This window comes from Phenylobacterium sp. FG114, from assembly GCF_057809855.1.
This window is the reverse complement of the sequence record NZ_JBMDKU010000010.1, coordinates 107,154-126,054: the sequence shown is the minus strand read 5'-3', so window position 1 is coordinate 126,054 and position 18,901 is coordinate 107,154. Positions and strand designations below refer to the sequence as shown.

Below are 18,901 nucleotides of genomic sequence, written 5' to 3'. Positions count from 1 at the left end.
TTGCGCGGACGGCCTCGGCGCGGGATGTGAGGCCATGACGTTGCAGCCCCTCGTCAGCTTCATCATCGCGGGCGTCCAGAAGGGCGGCACGACGGCGCTGTTCGACTACCTCGGCGAATACCCCGACATCGCCCTGCCCGACTTCAAGGAACTCCACTTCTTCGACGACGACCGCCGCGACTGGGATCGCCCCGACTACGCCGACTATCACGCACGCTTCGGCGACCCGGCGGGCCGGCCCTGCGGCGAGGCGACGCCGATCTACGCCTACTGGCCGAACAGCCTCGAGCGGATCGCCGTCTACAACCCGGCCGTGAAGCTGATCCTTGTCCTGCGCGATCCGGTGCAACGCGCCTGGTCGCACTGGCGGATGGAGTACGCGCGCGGTGTCGAGACCCATCCCTTCGCATGGTGCATACGAGAGGGGCGCCAGCGCCTGTTCGACGCCGATCCCTGGGGCCATCATCGCGAGTTCTCGTACGTGGAGCGCGGCTTCTACGGCGAGCAGATCGAGCGCCTCTACGCCCTGTTCCCCCGCGAGCAGGCGTTGGTGCTGACGTCCGACCGGCTGCGCGCCGCGCCGGGCGAAACACTGGGAGAGGTGCGAAGCTTTCTCGGCCTCGGCCCCGCGCCCACCCCGGCCGCGCGCGAGGTGCATGTGGGCCGTGAGATGGACTATCCGTCCGAACTCACCGCAAAGGACGTCGATCACCTGCGCGCCGTCTACGCCGCGGACGCCGAGCGGCTGGCGGGCCTCACGGGCTTGCGGTTCGGCTGAGGCCACAGTTTCGACCTCTCCTGCCGCGAGCCTCCGGCCATGAAGCTGACCGCTCTATCTGCCGTGGCCGCGCTTTCGCTCGGGGGGCTGGGCGTTGCCGAGGCCCACGCCGCGCCGCCGGCGGGTGCGCCCGCCCTCTCGTTTCCGCTGGCCTGCGAAACCGGGCGGACCTGCGAGATCCAGCACTACGTCGACCGCGACCCCGGCCCTGGGACCCGCGACTATCATTGCGGGCTGCAGACCTATGACAAACACACCGGCGTCGACATCCGCGTGCCCGACATGGCCGCCCAGCGTCGCGGCGTCGCGGTGCTGGCCGCCGCGGCCGGCCGCGTGGCGCGCCTGCGCGACGGGGTGCAGGACATCTCGATCCGGGCGCCCGGCGCGCCTTCCGTCGCCAACCAGGAGTGCGGCAACGGCGTCGTGATCGACCACGGCAACGGCTGGGAGACCCAGTACTGCCATTTGGCGCGCGGCAGCATCGTGGTGAAGCAGGGAGACGCCGTGACGGCTGGAACTCCCCTCGCCCGCGTCGGCCTTTCGGGCAATACGGAGTTCCCGCACCTGCACCTGACCGTCCGCCACGCCGGCCAGGTCGTCGATCCCTTCGCGCCCGACCCCGCCCAGGCCCAGTCGTGCGGCCGCCAGACCAGCCTCTGGACGGCCCAGGCGCTGGCGAAGATGCCGTATCGATCCGGGGTGGTGCTGAACGCGGGCTTCACCGGCGGCCAGATCACCATGGATCAGGTCGAGGCCGGCAGGGTGGCCGCCGCTACCGCCGCCTCGCCGTACCTGGTGGCCTATGTGCGGGCGATCGCGCTGCTGCCCGGCGACGAGGTCGAGCTCGAGCTCAAGGGTCCCGGCGGCGCCAGCCTGGCGCGCAGCCGCGCCCAGCCACTGGTGCGCTGGCGGGCGCAGGATTTCATCCTCGTGGGCAAACGGCGCCCGCCGGCGGGCTGGCCGAAGGGGGCCTATGTCGCCGACTATCGGGTCTGGCGCGCCGGGAAAGTGGCGATCAGCCGGCGGTTCGAGCTTCGCCTCTAGGTCGGCGAAGGTGACAGCTCGCGGTCGGTCGTCCTAGACCTGGGCCATGGAGTCGATCTTCCAGGAGGGCGTCGCGCACCAGAAGGCCGGCCGCCTCGCCGAGGCCGAGGCCTGCTATCGCAAGGCGGCGAGCTGGCGGCCCGGCTGGACCCTGCACAACCTCGGCGTCATCCTGCGCATCACCGGCCGTCTCGAGGAGGCGGAGGCCGTGCTCCGCGAAGCCGTCGCCGCGGCGGGCGACGAGCCGCATCCCAGGCACGCACTGGGCATGACCCTGCTGCAGCTCGGCCGCTGGACGGAGGGCTGGGCCTTGTACGAGGCGCGCCACCGCATCCTGCCGCGACCGACGGCGCCGTTCCCGGAGTGGCAGGGGGAACCGCTGTCCGGCAAGCGCATCCTCGTCGTCGCCGAACAGGGCTTGGGCGACCAGATCCTCTGGTCCCGCTTCATCCCGCTTCTCGCACAGCAAGCCGCCGAGGTTCGTCTCGCCGTCGCCCGCCCGCTCGTGCCCCTGTTGGAACAGCTTCCGGCGATGGTCTTCAACGCCCAGTCGCTCGACGATCAGCCGGTGGATGTCTGGGCCTCGATGGGCTCGATCCCGCGTTGGCTGGGAGCGGGGCCCGACGACGCGCCCGCGCCGACCCTGAGCACGCCGGCGCCCACCCGACCACCGGCGGGCGCGGGGCTGATGCTGCAGGGCGGAGAGCGCAATCCCAACCCCCTACGCCTGCCGCTGGGCCCGATCGCTCGGGCCATCCGCGGGTTGAGCGACTTCACGGCTCTCGATCCCGAGACCAGCGGCGCGCGCGACTTCGGCGAGACGGCCAGGCTGATCTCGGGCCTGGAGCGCGTGGTCAGCGTCGACACCTCGGTCGCGCATCTGGCCGGGGCCCTCGGCAAGCCGACGCTGATCCTGATGTCGCGGCCGGCCTACGACTGGTACGCCAATTGGAATGACGACCGCACGCCCTGGTATCCGTCCGCCCGGATCATCCGCCAGCGCGCGCCCGGAGACTGGGCCGGCGTGATCGCCGAACTCGCCGGCGCCCTGGACCACGCGCCCTAGCCGACCGGTGCGAGATCGTCGGGCGGCAGGTCAGCCAGCCGGCGTTCGTGCATGCGCCGGTACAGGGCCTCGAGATCACGGGTGAACCGCGGCGTGTCGAAGATCGGCTTGCCCAGTCGGTTGTGGGCCAGACGCTCGCGGATCGCGGCGAGCCGGCCAGGGTCGCGAAAAAGGTCGATGGCCAAGGCTTCGTAGGCCGCCCAGGATTCCGCAATCAGGTCCGGCGCGCCCGCCGCGGTCAGCAGGCTGGCGGCCACGCGTCCGGCGAACGCGCCGCCCAGCTTGGTCGCCAGCGGAACGTCCATCCAGAGCGCGTCGCTGGCGGTGGTGTGGGCGTTGTAGGGCGCCGTGTCCAGGAACAGGTCCAGGTGCTGCAGCCGCTCGAGGTGCCGTTCCCGGGGCGCCGGATCCGCGAACACCAGTCGCCGCGGGTCGACGCCCTGCGCCTCGGCCGCCCGCCGTACGTTGTCCACGGCCACCGGATGGTCGCCGTACAGCCAGAGAACTGAGGGCTCGCAGGCCGCCAGGATCCGCATCCAGGCCGCGAAGACGTCGGGCGTCACCTTGTAGAGGGCGTTGAAGCCGCCGAAGATGAAAGCGTCGGCCGGCAAGCCATGATCGGCGCGGTGGGTCGTGCGCGTAGGCCTCGGCCGCTGACGATCGTTCGGCTGATAGGTCCACGGCAGATAGGCGATCTTCTCGGAATAGTCGCCGCGCGCGGACGCGGGGATCAGCACCGGATCGGCGATCAGGTAGTCGATGAAGGGCGCGCCCATCGTGCCGGGATAGCCGAGGTAGTTCACCTGGACGGGCGCGGGGCGGTGGCGGAAGATTCCGGCGCGCGCCTCCTTGGTGAAGCCCTTCAGGTCGACGGCGATATCCAGCCCGAACGCGCGTCCCATGGACGCGGCGGCCGCGTCGTCCATCCCCGAGACATCGAAGAAGCGCTCGAAGGCGCCGAGCAGGCGCCGGCGCATGGGGTCGTCCGATGAGGGCCCGAACGAGAAGGCCGTGATCTCGAACGCCTCGCGGTCGTGGCGCTCGAACACCTCGGCCATCAGATGCGCGGTCGCGTGATAGTGGAAGTCAGCCGAGAAGTAGCCGACGCGGATGCGCGGCGACGGGGGCGGAGCCGGGCGGGGCGCCACGGGACCGGACACGAACCCGCGGACATAGGCCTCTGCGCAGAGCCGCTGGTCTGCGGCGCTGTCCGAGATGGCGAGCAGAGGGAAAGGACCTGTCGGCAGGCGGCCGCGGCGCAGTTCGCTGGAGATGGCCGCGGCGTTCGCCTCGTAGTCGCGCCAGTCGCACAGCTTCATGCGGGCATGCAGGCGTTGGCCGAGAAGGCCCGCCTGGGCCGGATCGATCGCATAGCTGCGGTCATAGGCGTCGGCGGCCTCGGGCCATCGCTCCTGGAGCGCCAGCGCATTGCCCAGCCCGTTCCAGGCCCCGCCATTGCCCGGCGCGAGAGACGTCGCTCGTTCGTAGAGGGCGTGGGCCTCGGTGGTCTCGCCGACGCGGACAAGCGCGTTGCCGAGGTTCGCATGGGCGTTAACGTCGTCGGGATCGAGGCGGAGGGCCCCGCGGAAGGCTGCCGTCGCCTCGGCTTGGCTACCCAGCCCAGCCAGGGCCGTCCCGCGCGCGTTGTGCGCGCCGCCGGTGGTCGGGTCCAGCGCGATGGCGCGGTCCGCCGCCCGCAGGCCATCCCGCCATCGATGAAGGTCGTTCAGCAGGTTGGCCAGGTTGACGTGGGTTTCGGCCAGGTCCGGCGCGAGGGCGATGGCGGCCTGATAGCGCTCAAGGGCCGGCTCGAGGCGGCCTAGGCGCCGCAGGACGATACCGTGCAGGCGCAAGGCCGGGACGGAGTCCGGGTCCAGGCCGAGCGCCGCCGAGAGCCAGCGATCCGCATCGGCGTGATGTCCCAGTCGCGCGGCCAGCGATCCCTTGAGATAGAGGTTGCGAAACCGGCAGCTGTCGCATCCGTCGACATCGGCCAGACGCGCGGCCGCGGCGGCCGCCCGGCCCGCCCGATCCAGCGCTCGCGCCGCATCCAGCGCCGCACAGCATGCCCGGGCCCCACGCGCGTCGCTCACCGCCTTGCTCTCATCCACCCGCCAACCCGTTGCTCGGCTCCAACACCCGCCGGCAGTTGACCGAGACGTGATCTGGCCGCCCCTTCATTCCGGTAAAGCTTTACGCTAGTCTTCAACTGTCAGCCTAGCTCTCCATGGCTGTGTCGCTTTGGTCGGGAAGCAGGTCGCCAGATGCTGTTTCCCGACCGTCCGCGGCCACGCTAGGGCGCCTGACGAACCTCCAGAATTCCGTAGCGGACCAGCCAGATCAGGCCGCGTTCGATGAAGTTCTTCCGCGCCGGTTCGAACAGGTCGCGCAGCGCCGCGACGGTCGCCGGGCCTTGCGACAGATGCGAGAAGATCGCCTGAAGTTCCGAGGCGTTCGGACGATGCAGGGCGCTGTACGCCGCCAGCGGCGCGCCCAGGATCGCCTGGGCCGCGTCCCAGGACAGGCCGGGCGTCAGGCTCACCGTGTCGCCGCGGCCGAGGTGCCTGGAAGGATACCTCGAGAACAGCGTGAAGGGATCGGGCGCGAACGGATTGACCTGGTGGACGGGCGCGGGGGCAGCGGCGCTCCGGCGCGCGTTCTGCTCGGCCCACAGCGCCTCGTACTGCGGAATGATGACCGCCCAGTCGAAGATCTGCCGCGCGCGCGCCTGGGCCGCGGCGCCCATCTTCCGACGCAGATCCTCGCTTGAGGCCAGGGCGACGATCGCCTCTTCGGCCGCACGCAGGTCAACGGCCGTGTATTGGCCGGCGGCGCCGATGTAGTTGTCGTAGGCCATCCACTCGTTCTCGTACCAGTAGGCCAGGTCGCCCCCCAAGCCGGGGCGCGACCCCAGGGTCGGCACGCTGAAGCCGTCCTGCCCGTCGCGAACGGTGTCCCGATAGCCGTCCCAATCGCTCACCACGGACGGCAAGCCGGCGGCCATCGCCTCCACCGGCGTCAGGCCAAACGATTCCTGGATGTTGTCGGAGAAGCTGATGAAGAGGTCGGCGACCGACCAGATCGAGAAGCGCACTTCCGGCGCCCGCCCGTCGACCTGACGATATTCGACGGACGGACAGAGCTTGCGCGTCTCTTCGTGATAGGTGCGCTCCTGCGCCTCGCTCTCCGCCCAGCCCGAGTTGACCCAGTAGATCGGGCGTCCCAGGCGTTGGGCCGCGCGCTCCAGGGCCATGGCCATCAGGGCGGGGTTCATCTTCGCCTTGATGTTGAACCGTCCGACGTAGAGGGCCACCACGCCGCCGTCCGGGATCGCGAGCTTCTCCCGCCAGGCCCGCCGGTGCTCCGGGCTGGTCCCGAAATCCGCGCAGTTGACGCCGAGCGGGATCGTCACCCGCAGCGCCTCAGAGCGCAGCCGGGGGCCGTACTCGGCGCGCATGTAGTCGCGCATCATCTGGAGTTGGGTGTCGACCGCCGAGCGGACGGCGGCGGAGGTGCAGATCAGCGCGTCGTGGTCCTCGAGCGGGGCGATGAGGAAGTTCGGCAGGATGCCCATTACGTTGGCCGTGGCCGTGGTGTGGGTGACGCCCGAGATTGAGTATCGGCGGGTCCCGTGCGGCTGGCGGCGCCAGGCTTCCGCCGGCAGCGCGGGCCCGGGAAGGTAGACGACGCCCGGGTCGCTGAGTTGCGCGCGGGCATTGGGCGCGATCCAGCGGACCGGCCGCGAAGGCGCCTCGATGCGGTCGACCAGAGCCGCGAGCTTGGCCTGATCGTAGCCGATCACGTTCCAGAAGTTGAGGTTGGGCGCCGTTCCGTGGCGGATCAGGCCGCGGAGGAAACTTTCACCCGCCGAATGCCGACCGAGCAGGCGGTCGGTCGTCGTGTCGAAGCCGTTCGGGTGGAGATAGATCGCAGCGTTGGACATGCCGTCGGGCTCTTAGCCCAGCCGGGGGCGCGCGCAACGAAAAAGGGCCGCCCCAGAGGGGCGGCCCAATTCCGAACCATCGTTTCGGCGTCTTAGCTGCCGATGATGTTGGTGGAGCTGATGTCGGCCAGCGTGCGGCCCACGAGAACCACCGCGTCGCTGATCGCGTTGGAGTTCGCACCGTCGGCGAACACAACCACGTTGCCTTCGACCTGCACCGCAACGAAGTCCACCACGCCGCCGCCGATCTGGCTGGTCGCCAGGCTGACCGCGAGCTCGTACGTGGAAGCCGTCAGCTCCAGGTAGTTCACGTTCTCCACCGGAGCGGTGATGCCGCCCGCGAAGTCCAGCTTGTCGCCCGAATCCCAGTCCAGGATGCGGTCGAGCGTGCTGAGGACCGTGCCCGAGTCGCCCGCCGTGCTGAACGAGAAGATGTCGTTCCCGTTGCCGCCGGAGATGCTGTCGGTGCCCGAACCGGCCACGAGCGTGTCGTTGCCGTCGCCGCCTTGCAGGACGTCGTTGCCGGCGCCCGTGCTGACGTTGTCGTTGCCGCCACCCGCGTCGACGGTGTCGTTGCCGACGCCCGTGCCGGTGGTGATGGTGTCGTTGCCTTCACCGCCCGTGACGTTGTCGCTGCCCGAGAGCGAGGTCAGCGAGTCGTTGCCGGCGCCGCCGCTGATGGTGTTGGCGCCATCAGCCGCGACGATGGTGTCGTTACCGTCACCGCCCGTGAGTTGGTCAGCACCAGCATCGCTCGTGATGTTGTCGTTGCCTGCGCCGCCGTCGACGGTGTCCGCACCACCCGAGTTGGTAATGACGTCCGCACCGTCGCCGCCGTTGACGCTGTCGTTGCCGAAGCCCGCCACGATGGTGTCGTTATCGGCGCCGCCATCGACGGTGTCGTTGCCGCTACCGCTCGTGATGTTGTCGGTGCCAGCTTCGCCGAAGATGCGATCCGCACCGTCGTTGGCCACGATCGTGTCGTTGCCCAGGTTGCCGTTGACGAGCGAGCCGTTCGTGGTCGAGGCGACGGTGATACTGTCTTCGCCCTGGCCGCCGAAGACCGAGAACACACCGGCAGTCGCCGACGCGTTGATCGTGTCGTTGCCGAGGTTGCCCTGCAGAACGCCACCACCCGCGACGTTCGCAGCCGAGATGTTGTCGTCGCCGTCACCGCCGATCACGGAAACGGTGCCACCAACGGAGCCGGCCGAGATCGAGATCGTGTCGTTACCGGTGCCGCCATCGACAGTGACGTTGCCGTCCACAGCCGTGATGTTGTCAGCGCCGCTCTCGCCGAGGATTTGGTCGTTACCGCCCAGACCCGTGATCGTATCAGCGCCCGAGTTGCCGTTCAGGAAGTCCGCAAAGGTGCCGCCCGTGACGCTGTCGTCACCTTGGCCGCCCAGGAGGGTCGACTGGCCGGCGCCCGAGATGGTGTCGTTGCCGATGTTGCCCTGAGCGAAGTTCGCCTGTTGGCCGACGTCGATAGTGTCGTTGCCTTGACCGCCATACACGGTGTCGGCGCCCGAGCCGCCCGTCAGATTGTCGTTGCCTTGGTTGCCTTGCAGCAGGTCGCCGTTGGCGCCGCCGTCGAAGGTGTCGTTGCCCTCACCGCCGTAGTAGGCGTCGTTGGTCGAGCCGCCAGCCGCGGGGCTGTCGTTGCCGGTGGTGCCGACGTACAGCACCGAGCCGTCCGGGAAGATCGGGGTTTCACCGGCGAACGTCGCGGCCGGGAAGGTCACGGTCTTGCCAGTCAGGCCCGAGATCACGGTGATCGTCGAAGCGGGGTTCGCCAGCGTCGCCGGGTTGAACCGGACGGTCGTCAGGGTCGCACGCTCGCCAGCCGTCGTGAAGACGAGCTGGTCAACCCACTGATCGTAGGTCGCGGCCTGCGCGTCCGTGATCGTTTCAAACAAATAAGTCGCCATTAGTCTCTCCAGTCTGTGTCACACGGACCCCTGGAACGCTTGACCCCCATCCCCGATGGAGCAGTCCCAGCGGTCCATTACCCCAAGCGCCATAGCATGGCTGCGGCGCAGGTTAGACGAGCCCAAGGGGAGACGTATCGGAACCCTGCCAATTACGCAACATCAAAAAGCCCCCTGGAACTTCAGGTGAATTGGTGTTGCACGGGCGCCGCTACTCCTCGCGGAACGCGTCCTCCATGGTCATCGTAATTGGCGAAATCAGGAAGCCCATCACCGACCGCTGGCCGGTCACGATAAGCGCCGACGCGGGCATGCCCGGCGTCAGCTGGACGCCCTTCTTGAGCTTCTTGAGTTCGGTCGGCGGGATCCGCAGATCGACCCGGTAGAACGGGATGCCGCTCTTTTCGTTGGTGATCCGATCCTTCGAGACCAGCACGACTTCGGCGTTGAGCGCGTCGTTGAAGCGCTGGTTCAGGCCGGTCAGCTTGATCTTCGCCTTCATGCCCTCGTGGACCTCGTCCACGTCCTCGGGCTTGATCATGGCGGTCACCGTCAGAGGCGTACTCGACGGCACCACGTCCATCAGCGCCTCGCCGCCGCCGACGACGCCGCCGACGGTGTACTGGGTCAGATTGAACACGTAGCCGTCCACGGGCGAGCGGACGACGGTGGCGTCCAGCGTCTGGCGGGCCGTCGTCAGGCGGGGAATCACGTCGGCCAGGCGCGCCTGGCTGTCGCGCAGCCCCTCAGCCGCCTGCGTCTCGCGCTCTTCGCGGATCGATGTCAGCTGCAGCCGCGTCTCGCCCATCTGCTGCTTGAGGCGGGCGATGTCGGCCAGGAGCTGGCCCTTGCGGCCGCCCAGTTCGGCGAGGCTGCGCTCGTAGCGCAGGATCAGCGTCTTGGGCGCGAAGCCCTGCTCGTTCAGCTTGCGATAGCCGGCGAGCTCCTCCTCGGTCAGGCGGATCTGCTCGTTGATCGAATCAACCTGCGCCTGCTGACCCTGGACCTGCGTCTGCTGCTGCTCGATTCGCTGCATCAGCACCGCCGACTGGCTCTGGAAGAGCTGCTGGCGCGACGAGAACAGGAATTGCTGGTCGCGGATCATGGTGGCGACGGCCGGGTCGCTCATCCGCGCGCTGAGCTCGCTCGGGAACTCGAGAGCGGTCTTGCCGAGCGCCTCCGCCGTGAACCGCGTGTTCTGCGCCAGCAGGCTGTCGTACTGGTTCTGCAGCACCGCCACCGCGGCGCGCGCCTCGACGTCGTTGAACAGCAGTAGCGGCTGGCCGGCGCGCACCCGCTGGCCCTCGGTGACCAGGATCTGCTTCACGACCCCGACCTCCTTGTGCCGCAGGGTCTTTCGCATTCCGTCGGCGCGCACCTGCGCCTGGGCCGTGATGCCCGTGCTGAGCTGGCTCACCGAGGCCCAGAGACCCAGGCCGATCACGAAGGCCCCGATCACGCCCGCGCCCACCACCATCGGCCGCCGCAGCCGCTGCTGCAGCTCGGTGGGCATCACCTCGTCTTCATCGTTCCCGAAGGTCGGCGCGACATAGCCCCGGCGGGCCGGCGGCTTGCTGAGCGTCGTCAGATCGAACTTCATCGACCGCCCTCCACGGCGCGGACTTCAGGCTGCTGCGCCGGCTTGACGAGGCGCGCCATCACCTGATCGCGCGGACCGAACAGCTCGACGCGCCCTTCCCGCAGCACCAGCATCTTGTCGGCCGAGCGGAACACGCCCGGCTTGTGGGAGATGATCACCACCGTGGCGCCATTGGCCTTCATCGCGTCGATCGCGCGCATCAGCGCCTCTTCGCCCTCGAGGTCGAGATTGGCGTTCGGCTCGTCCATCACGACGAACGCGGGCTTGCCGAGCACCGTCCGCGCCAGGCCCACGCGCTGCCGCTGGCCGGCGGAGAGCACCACGCCGCCTTCGCCGACATCGGTGTCGTAGCCCTTGGGCATGCGCAGGATCAGGTCATGCACCCCGGCGAGCTGCGCCGCGGCCACGACCTCCTCGTCCGTCACGCCCTCGCGGAAGCGGGCGATGTTGTTGCGAACCGTGCCGGCGAACAGTTCGGTATCCTGCGGCAGGTAGCCCACGTAGCGGCCGAAGTCGGCGCGGTCCCAGCTGAACACGTCGGCGCCGTCGAGCCGCACAACTCCGTTTTGGGGTTTCCAGATTCCCATCAGCAGGCGCGCCAGGGTCGACTTGCCCGCGCCCGACGGCCCGATCACGCCCAGGACCTCGTTGGGATCGAGCGCGAAGTTGATGTTGCTGAGCACCAGCCGCGTACTACCGTGCGGCGCAAAGTTGAGGCCCTCGACCGAGAGCTTGCCCAGGGGGCGCGGCAGGGCGGTGGCGGCCGCCGGCTGCTCGGCTCCGGCCAGCAAGAGGTTCAGGCGCTCGTAGGCGCGGAACATGTTGTTCAGCGGGTCCCAGGCCGCGACGATCTTCTCGATCGGCTGCAGGGCGCGGGCGGCCAGGATCATGTTGGCGAACAGCATGCCCGAGTGGATCTTGCCCTCAAGGATCAGGAAGGCGCCGGTCGCGATGATCAGCACCTGGATTCCCATGCGCACCGTCTTGATCAGGTCGGTGTATAAGTTCGACGCTTCAGCCGCCGCGGCGCCGCGCTCGATCGTGACGGCCCGATGGCGGGCCCAGGCCTGGCCGATCGTGGGCAGCATGCCCATGGCGCGCACGACCTCGCCGTTGCGCAGGGCCGCGTCGGTGAAACCGTAGCTCTTGAGCGCCGAGTCGTTGGCGTCCTTCAGGGCGGACTTCGTCGCCCGCGCCTGGGCGACGGCGAGCAGGATGAGCGCCGCGGCCCCCAGCACCGTGATCACGCCGACCAGCGGATCGATGATGAAGAGCACCAACAGGAAGACCGGGATCCACGGCACGTCCATGAAGGCCGCGGCCGCGACGCCGGTGAGGGTCTGGCGGAACTGGTCCAGGTCGCGCAGCGCCTGCGCCCGCGCGCCCCAATCCCCCCGCACCGCGGCGTCAAAGAGGCTGGTGAACACCCGGCCGGACACGCGCTGGTCGAGGGCCACCCCGTAGTTGATCAGCACTCGCGCGCGGAGGTCGTCGATCACGCCCGAGATGGCGAAGACGAACAGCGTGACGAGCGTCAGCATCCAAAGGGTCGGAAGGTTCTGGCTGACCATCACCCGGCCGTAGATCTGATAGGTATAGAGCGGGAGGGCCAGATAGAGCAGGTTCGAGACGAGGCTGAATCCGAACGCCACGGCCGCCGGCTTGTAGCCGTCGCGAAGTGCGCGCCCGACCGTGTTCTTCGGCAGATCCGTAAGGAACGTGAGGAATTTCATGTCGCCTAAGCCGTCTCGTCAGACCTTGGGGCCTGATATACCAATCCGCCCCGAAAGACGTGAACGCACCCGAAGATAGCGCGTTCGCGCCCCCCCGCGACGGCAATTTGCCGAAAGGGCGCGTAGATGCGCAGGCGACCTTGCCTTGTCAATGCGCCCCAATGCTCGCCCGTCCGTGCTAAGAACCGCCGAACGGACCCCGCGCCCCAGGAGCCCCGATGCTGCGGATCGCCATCGTTGGCAGCTGCATAACCCGCGATCTGTGGCCAATCCGTGGCGGCGGCGCGGAAGCTTTGCTTTACGTGTCGCGCACCAGCCTTCCGGGCCTGCTTTCGGCTCCGGTCGAGGGTTTTCGCCCTGCGGAGGACCTGCCGGGTGACCTGCATGCGCACGAGCACAAGGCGCTCGTGGCCGACCTGCGCAAGACCGCGCTTGGGACGCTCCTGGCGTGGCGGCCAAGCCATATCATCTTCGACTTCATCGACGAGCGGTTCGACCTGCTCTCCGTCGGCCCGGCCCTGGCCTCAAACAGCGGCGAGATGGTCAGGAGCGGCTATCGGACGCAGGATTCCCTGCGCGACGTGCGGACCATCCATCGGCTGTCCGAGGCCGCCGAGCGGCTCTGGCGCGAGTCGGCCTCGGAGTTCGCGGCGTTGACGCGGGCGACGCCGCTGGGGCGCGCCGAGCTGATCCTGCACAGCGCGCGCTGGGCCGATCGCCAGCGGCTGCCTGACGGGCGGATCGCGCCGATCGATCATGTGGAGATCATCGGCGGCCAGAGCGCGGCGATCGCCGACTACAACGCCTTGCTCGAGCGACAGGAAGCCGAGTTCCAGGCGCTCATGCCGCCCATGGCGCGGATCGACGCCGGCGCGTTTCGGCTAGCGGACGCCGAGCATCGCTGGGGCCTCAGCCCTTTCCACTACGTGCCGGAATACTACAACGAGGTGCGCCGCCAGCTGGCCGCGCTCGGCCTGGCGGACGCTTTCAGCGACCGCCCCGCCGAGCCCAGTGTTCCAGCGGCGTGAGGCCCTTGGCCACGAGCCCTGGACGCGTCGCGAGATAGGCCGCGGTCGGGAAGCCCGGCCGGGCCTCGGCCACCGCCCACGCTCCCCCGCGCAGGTAGTCGATCAGCGGGTGGACGCCCTTGGGCAGGTCCGCGCCGCGGGCCTCGACATAGGCGGGCAGGTCGAACCAGGGGCTGGGGCTGGCGCCTTCGAAGCCACCATTCGCCAGGAAGTGGGTCAGCGGCTCGAATCCCGCCTCGGCCACACCCGGATGCTGCTCCAGGTACCAGCGCGGGTCGAACAGCGGATGCGGCGCGCGGCCGGTCTTCCAGCCCGTCGAAAGATAGTGGGCCAGGGGCGGCTGGCCGGCCGCTTCCGGCGCCTGCTGCAGGTACCAGGCTGGATCGAACAGCGGGTGAGGACTGAGGTTCGAACGCCAGCCCTCGCGCAGATAGTGGGCGAGCGGCGCATCGCCCGGCTCCAGCACCGGGGCCTGCGCCAGGTAGTGGGCGGCGTCGAACACCGGATGCGGTGAGAGTCCACGCGCGGCGCCGACCCGCACATAGTGCTCCAGCGGCGTCACGCTCGTGGCGGCGAGTTCGACGGCGTTCTCGCGCGCGTACCATCCGTTGTGGAACAGGGGGCCGGGATCGCGGCCCTCGCGGCCGCCGGTGACGAGGTAGTGGGCCAGCGGCGAGATCCCGGCCTTGGCCACGTCTGCGTTCTCGGCGAGATACCAGGCTTGATCCAGCGGCGCGCGCGGGCTGACCTCGGGCTGCGCTCCACGCCGCGCGTAGGCCGCCACGTGGCGCAGGTCGCGCCAGCGCCGTCCGGTCCCGTGCCACACGCCGCTGCGGGCGATCACCAGCGCCTGGCCGGGCCAGCCGAGCCGCGCCAACACGCGGTCCAGCAGGCGGCTGAGGCGGTTGTGGCGGCGCAGGCGCCTCTCCCCGCGGGCCTGGAACGCGGCCACCGCCTGGTCCCGCAACCTCGCCTCCAGCTCCGCGCGCGCCGCCAGCGATTCGGTCAGCGCCTGGGTCAGCTCGGTGCGGGTCAGCGCCTCGCGGACCTGGGCCTGTTGGGCGAGCTTGTGCGCGCCGGCGAAGTCACGGCTCAGCCGCGCCACCTTCGCCGAGACGGCGCGGGCTTTGTCCAGCATCGTCGCGTGCGCGGGCTGGGTGCTGAGAGCGGCGTCGGCTCCGGCTTCGGCCGGCGTCACGCGCCTTCGTGTTCGAGCCATTCTTGGAAGCTGCCGCGCCCAGAGGCGAAGGGGTTGGGGAAAGCCGCCTGCAGGTCGGCGCGTTCGCGATAAAGCACCCGCTCCTTCTTGGCGATGGCCCGGCCGTCATCATAGGCGCCGAAGGCCCACCAGCGGTCCGGGATCGCAGGATCGGTCGCCGCCGTCACCTGCCGCTTGTACCAGGCCCAGATCTCGTAGACCGGGAAATTGGTCCCAGCGTAGCGCTTGGTCATGGCGTCGCCGACGGCCCCCAGCTTGGTGAAGTGCCAGAACCGCAGCGGCGCGCCGTTGACGCGGATCACCCCGTCCTTGCCGACCTCGACCTTGCGGGTCGACAGGTTCCAGCTGGCGACGTTGTACCCAGGGTCGCGAATGATCTTCACACGGTCGAACAGGGCCGGCACGTGGTCGCACCATCGCTGGTCCACGAACAGCCCGTTCGCCATGTCGTCGTAGCAGTACGAGAGCAGCCGGTCGTTCCACCACTTGGCGAACCGCGCGCCCTCCCCGGTCGTGCGGATGGCGACGAAGCCCAGGTTGAAAATACCGGTGCGCGAGGCCGAAAGGTCGTTGTCGAGGATGGCCGTGTGGTCGTCGTTGGGATCGATCAGATGCGGCGTCAGCAGGATATCGTCCGCGGCCAGCCATTCCTCCAGCGGCGCCAGCGTGCTGAGCGCGGCGGTGTCGGGATCCATGTAGATCACAGCATCGAAGCCCCAGCTGCACGCCTGGTGCATGAAGGGGCCTTTCACCGCCGTGCAGACCTCCACGACGTCATGCTTGAACAGCCAGCTCTGGAAGTTCGGGATGCCCAGGTCGTCGGCCCACACCAGCCGGTCGAAGGGTTCGACGGCGGGGTCGAAGACGAACCCTTCCGGCGGGCGGTCGGTGATCAGCGCCGCCAGCTCCCACTCGGGATGATGCTCGCGAAGCGTCTGGAACAGCACGCGAGCGCGGTTCAGGTACGAGAAGGTGAAGCTGGAATAGCAGAGGATCTTCATGCGCTTGGGGCGTCGCCGAGGTCAAAGGTGAGCGCGCCGTAGCGAAGCTCATAGAGCATCGGGGCGCGGCGCGCACGAGACAGGTCCAAGATCGAGCCACTTTCGAACGCCTGGGTCAGCGCCGCCTCGTCCAGCACCTGGCCGTGGCGTTCTCCGACCACGAACGCCTGAACGTTACCGCTGTCGGGTCCGGTGATCACGGCGCAACCGGCCGACACCGCCTCGTAAGCCACGAACGAGAACGTCTCGCGGCATAGCGGCCAGACCAGGACGGCGTCGATCTCAGCCGCCTGGAGCGCATCGCGCATGGCGAGCGGCTGGCCTGCGTTGGCGCTCACCGCATGGAACGTCGCCGGCAGGGCCGCGTCGCCGCGTGCGCCGAAGTGGTGGAACTCATAGCGGGGATCGTCGGCGAACCGCCCGGCCAGCGCCTGGAAGAGCGGCCAGCCCTTGTGCGCGACCGGCAGCCCCGCATACGCGACCCGCAGCGGCCGATCGGCAGGCGTCGGCGGCGCTGGGCTCAGAGGAACCAACGTCGCGTGCGGCAGCACGACCGTGGCCGCGGCCGGCAGGGTGGTCGAGGCTTTCCAGAGGTCGAGCGTCGCCTGCGACGGCGCCGCGACGGTCAGGGCCAGACGCTCGAACAGCCGGGCATGCTGGGCCAGGTGACGGCCGCGCCAGGGGCCATAGACACAGATGCCGCACGCTGCGCTGCCCGGTGGCGGCGCGGCGCAGTCCTGAACGTCGTCCCGCAGCAGGTGGAAGCCGGCGCACAGGCTGGCGAAGTCGTGGAGCCAGAAGGTCCCCGCGCCCAGGCCCACCGCCTCGACGATGTCGGCGACCTCGTCGGCCGTATGACCCAGTAGGCTGTGGATGGCGAAGCTGCGCTCGGCGCCTTCCCGCCCGGCGGCGTCGGTCAGGACCCTGGCGATCGAGGCGGGGGCGAACACGCCCGCGCGGTCGCCGTTCCAGACAACGCCCAGCCCCGCCGCCTCGGCCTCGGTGCGGACGACGGGCCAGGGTCGCGCCGGATACAGATGGAGGTGGTCCCAACCCAGGCTCGCGGCCCGCACGGACTCGCGCCGGATCGCCGCCTGCAGCCCACCGAGATTGGCGCTGTAGTCGTCGTGGCTGAACGTGATGTGCAGCCTGCGGAGGCCGCTCCGCGACGTGGCGAGCGCAAGCCTCAGGCCGTCCTCAGGTGCGCAGACGTCCACGCCTCGCGGGAGGCGCGCTTCCACCGGCTTCAGCCCGACGATAAGGTCGTAGCGGAACCCATAGGGTGACTGGAGCGCCACCGCCCGCGGCCGGCCGTTGGTGAGCCAGTGGACGAACGGGTTCAGCCCCGTATCGGCCACGTCCGGAAAGGCTTCGAGATAGGCGCGGACCGAGAAGTCCGGCGACGGATCGCGTCCCTCGCGCCAGCCGTAGGTCATGAAGTGGTCGAGCGGATCGGCGCCCACCTCGCCCACATCGGGATAGGTCTTGAGATAGAACGCCGCGTCGAAGGCGCGCGCGGCGATCGCGTGGTCGGGATGCAGTCGGCGCAGACGCCCACGCAGGCGCATGGGCACCGCGGCTGCGAGCAGGCGCTTCATGCCACGAGGTCTCCGGTCATGCCGCTGTAGGCCAGGTCATGCAGCATCGCCTTGCGGTGCGCTCGGCCCAGCGCCAGCACCTCGCCCGTCTCGAAGCTTTCGGCCAGCGCCGCCTCGTCGGCCAGGACACGGCCGCGCGTGGGGTCCGCCGCGAAGGCCGCGACATTGCCGCTATCAGGTCCGGTCAGCACCGCCGCACCGGCCGCGGCGGCCTCGTAGGCCGTGAACGAAAAGGTCTCGCGGCACAGCGGCCAGATCAGGGCCGCGTCGGCCTGCAGCGCCTCCAGGGTCTCCTGCATGGCGCGCGGCCGCTCGCCGGTGACGACCACCTTGTGGAACGCCGCCGGCGCGGTCGGGTCCGGCGCGCCGCCCAGGTGTAGGAACTCGTAGCGAGGGTCGTCCTCGAAGCGCTGCGCCAGCGCCCGGAACACCGGCCAGCCCTTCAGCGCGGTCGGCATGCCGAGGTAGGCCAACCGGAACGGTTGCTCGCCGCCCGGCGGCCGCGCCGCCTTGCGCTCCACCAGTCGCGCGTGGGGCAGCACCACCTCGGCCATGGCCGGCAGATCGCCGCGCGAACGCCAGAAATCGAGTGTGACCTGCGACGGCGCCACGACCGTGAGCTTCAGGCGCTCGAACAGGCGCCTGTGCGCGTCGAGATGACGGGCGCGGTGAGGCCCGTACGCGCAGATCCCACAGGCGGCGCTTTCCGGCGGCGGCGCGGCGCAGTCCTCGACCTCGTTGCGCAGCAGGTGGAAACCCGCGCAAAGGCTGGCGAAATCGTGCAGCCAGAAGAAGCCTTCGCAGAGGCCGGCCGCGCCCAGGATATCGGCGGTGGCGTCCGGCTCGTGGCCCAGCAGGCTATGGATCGCGAAGCTTCGCCGGCCTTCCCCCGCCGCCGCCGCCGCCAGCGCATCGCGCACGGCCTCGGGCGTGAAGAACCCCAGCCGGCGGCCGTTCAGGAGCACGCCCAGCGGTCCCGCCTCGCCCGCGGCGCGGACCACCGGCCAGGGAACTGCGGGATAGAGATGCAGGTGCGCAACTCCGCGTGACGCGAACTGTTCGGCTTCACGCCGCACGCAGAACTGCAGCCCGCCCGAGTGCTCGACGTAGTTGTCGTGACTGAGCGTCACGTGGAGGTCGCCCAGCTTGCCCAGCGCGGCCGTCAGCCGCCCGGGTGGATCGGTCCGCAGACGGGCCGAGGCGTTCGCCGCCGCGGCGATCCGTTCTTCGACGGGCCGCAGGCGGGCGACCACATCGTAGCGGAACCCGAGCTCGTGCCGCGGGGCCCTGCCCTCCGCCCGGCCGGCGACGAGATAGTGGGCGAAGGGGTTGAGGTTCGCCGCCTCCACGTCGGGATTGGCGTCCAGGTAGTCGCGCACGGAGAAGCGGGCGTTGGGGTCGCGCTCTTCCAGCCAGCCGGTGCGGATGAAATGCTCCAGCGGGTCCAGGCCGGAGCTGGCGATGTCGGGATTCAGGGTCAGGTAGAAGGCCGCGTCGAACTCCGCCGCCACCGCGGCATGCTGCTCCGGCGTCAGCGGGAGGGCCGGACGGCGACGCTTGCCGCCGCGCGCCACGCCGGCGGTCTCCGAGACGGCGAAACTCTCGTGCGTCCAGGGTTCGGGCGCCCAGTCCACCTGACCGAAGTAGGCCGCGGCGAACCGGGAGGGCGCGATCTCGCGCCCCTCATGCCGGCCGTACGTCAGGAAGTGGGAGAAGGGCTCGACCCCGGCGGACGCGATGTCGGGGTTGGCCGCGAGGTAGCCATGGACCGAGAACCACGGCGCCGGGTCGCGGCCCTCTCGCCAACCGGCCATCCGATAGTGCCACAGCGGCCCCATGTCGGCCGGCACGTCGGTGTAGGTCGCCCGGTAGAAGTCAGGGTCGAACGCGGCGGAGATCGCCCGATGCGCCTCCGCGGAGAGCGGGCGTTCGTCAGCTGGGGCCGTAGCGGCCATGGAGT

The 18,901-nt window shown here is 69.6% G+C and carries 13 protein-coding genes; 4 read left to right on the top strand and 9 right to left on the bottom strand.

Translation table 11 applies throughout. From position 1 onward, the window contains the following. Positions 1-34: 34 nt before the first annotated feature. The 3 genes from ACODSY_RS17605 to ACODSY_RS17595 are packed head-to-tail and all read left to right on the top strand — an operon-like array spanning position 35 to position 2,888. Positions 35-778 carry a sulfotransferase domain-containing protein gene (locus ACODSY_RS17605; protein ID WP_488953093.1) on the top strand — a complete coding sequence of 248 codons (744 nt, stop codon included), beginning with the start codon at positions 35-37 and terminating at the stop codon, positions 776-778. A 39-nt stretch (positions 779-817) separates the two neighbouring features. Further along, positions 818-1,822 (top strand): M23 family metallopeptidase, encoded by a 1,005-nt coding sequence (locus ACODSY_RS17600; RefSeq protein ID WP_488953092.1) that lies wholly within the window; start codon positions 818-820, stop codon positions 1,820-1,822. Positions 1,823-1,868: 46 nt separating this feature from the next. Beyond that, on the top strand, positions 1,869-2,888 hold the full coding sequence (locus ACODSY_RS17595; protein WP_488953091.1) for a tetratricopeptide repeat protein: 1,020 nt from the start codon (positions 1,869-1,871) through the stop codon (positions 2,886-2,888). On the opposite strand, the gene ACODSY_RS17590 is transcribed toward ACODSY_RS17595, so the two are convergent. From ACODSY_RS17590 to ACODSY_RS17570, 5 genes are all read right to left on the bottom strand, one after another. Beyond that, entirely contained in the window at positions 2,885-4,981 is a 2,097-nt protein-coding gene (locus ACODSY_RS17590) for an O-linked N-acetylglucosamine transferase, SPINDLY family protein (RefSeq protein WP_488953090.1), read from the bottom strand. The genes ACODSY_RS17595 and ACODSY_RS17590 overlap by 4 nt on opposite strands. A 200-nt stretch (positions 4,982-5,181) precedes the next feature. Next, complete coding sequence (locus tag ACODSY_RS17585) at positions 5,182-6,831, bottom strand: glycosyltransferase family 4 protein (RefSeq protein ID WP_488953089.1); 1,650 nt, start codon at positions 6,829-6,831, stop codon at positions 5,182-5,184. A 92-nt stretch (positions 6,832-6,923) separates the two neighbouring features. Next, positions 6,924-8,762 (bottom strand): hypothetical protein, encoded by a 1,839-nt coding sequence (locus tag ACODSY_RS17580; protein ID WP_488953088.1) that lies wholly within the window; start codon positions 8,760-8,762, stop codon positions 6,924-6,926. Between the two features lie 211 nt (positions 8,763-8,973). Further along, positions 8,974-10,362, bottom strand: coding sequence for an HlyD family type I secretion periplasmic adaptor subunit (locus ACODSY_RS17575; protein ID WP_488953087.1), 1,389 nt, complete (start codon positions 10,360-10,362; stop codon positions 8,974-8,976). Then, entirely contained in the window at positions 10,359-12,095 is a 1,737-nt protein-coding gene (locus ACODSY_RS17570) for a type I secretion system permease/ATPase (RefSeq protein ID WP_488953086.1), read from the bottom strand. The genes ACODSY_RS17575 and ACODSY_RS17570 overlap by 4 nt, the downstream gene beginning before the upstream one ends. A gap of 218 nt (positions 12,096-12,313) precedes the next feature. Between ACODSY_RS17570 and ACODSY_RS17565 the strand changes: the two genes are divergently transcribed. Continuing rightward, complete coding sequence (locus ACODSY_RS17565) at positions 12,314-13,123, top strand: DUF6270 domain-containing protein (protein ID WP_488953085.1); 810 nt, start codon at positions 12,314-12,316, stop codon at positions 13,121-13,123. Here ACODSY_RS17565 and ACODSY_RS17560 read toward each other — a convergent pair. The 4 genes from ACODSY_RS17560 to ACODSY_RS17545 are packed head-to-tail and all read right to left on the bottom strand — an operon-like array spanning position 13,083 to position 18,896. Continuing rightward, positions 13,083-14,321 (bottom strand): hypothetical protein, encoded by a 1,239-nt coding sequence (locus ACODSY_RS17560; protein WP_488953084.1) that lies wholly within the window; start codon positions 14,319-14,321, stop codon positions 13,083-13,085. The genes ACODSY_RS17565 and ACODSY_RS17560 overlap by 41 nt on opposite strands. Next, entirely contained in the window at positions 14,318-15,343 is a 1,026-nt protein-coding gene (locus tag ACODSY_RS17555; protein WP_488953083.1) for a hypothetical protein, read from the bottom strand. The genes ACODSY_RS17560 and ACODSY_RS17555 overlap by 4 nt, the downstream gene beginning before the upstream one ends. Further along, a complete protein-coding gene (locus ACODSY_RS17550; RefSeq protein ID WP_488953082.1) occupies positions 15,340-16,941 on the bottom strand; it encodes a glycosyltransferase family protein in 1,602 nt (533 codons plus the stop codon). The genes ACODSY_RS17555 and ACODSY_RS17550 overlap by 4 nt, the downstream gene beginning before the upstream one ends. Then, positions 16,938-18,896: a hypothetical protein gene (locus tag ACODSY_RS17545; protein WP_488953081.1), complete on the bottom strand. Its 1,959-nt coding sequence runs from the start codon at positions 18,894-18,896 to the stop codon at positions 16,938-16,940. The genes ACODSY_RS17550 and ACODSY_RS17545 overlap by 4 nt, the downstream gene beginning before the upstream one ends. Positions 18,897-18,901: the final 5 nt, after the last annotated feature.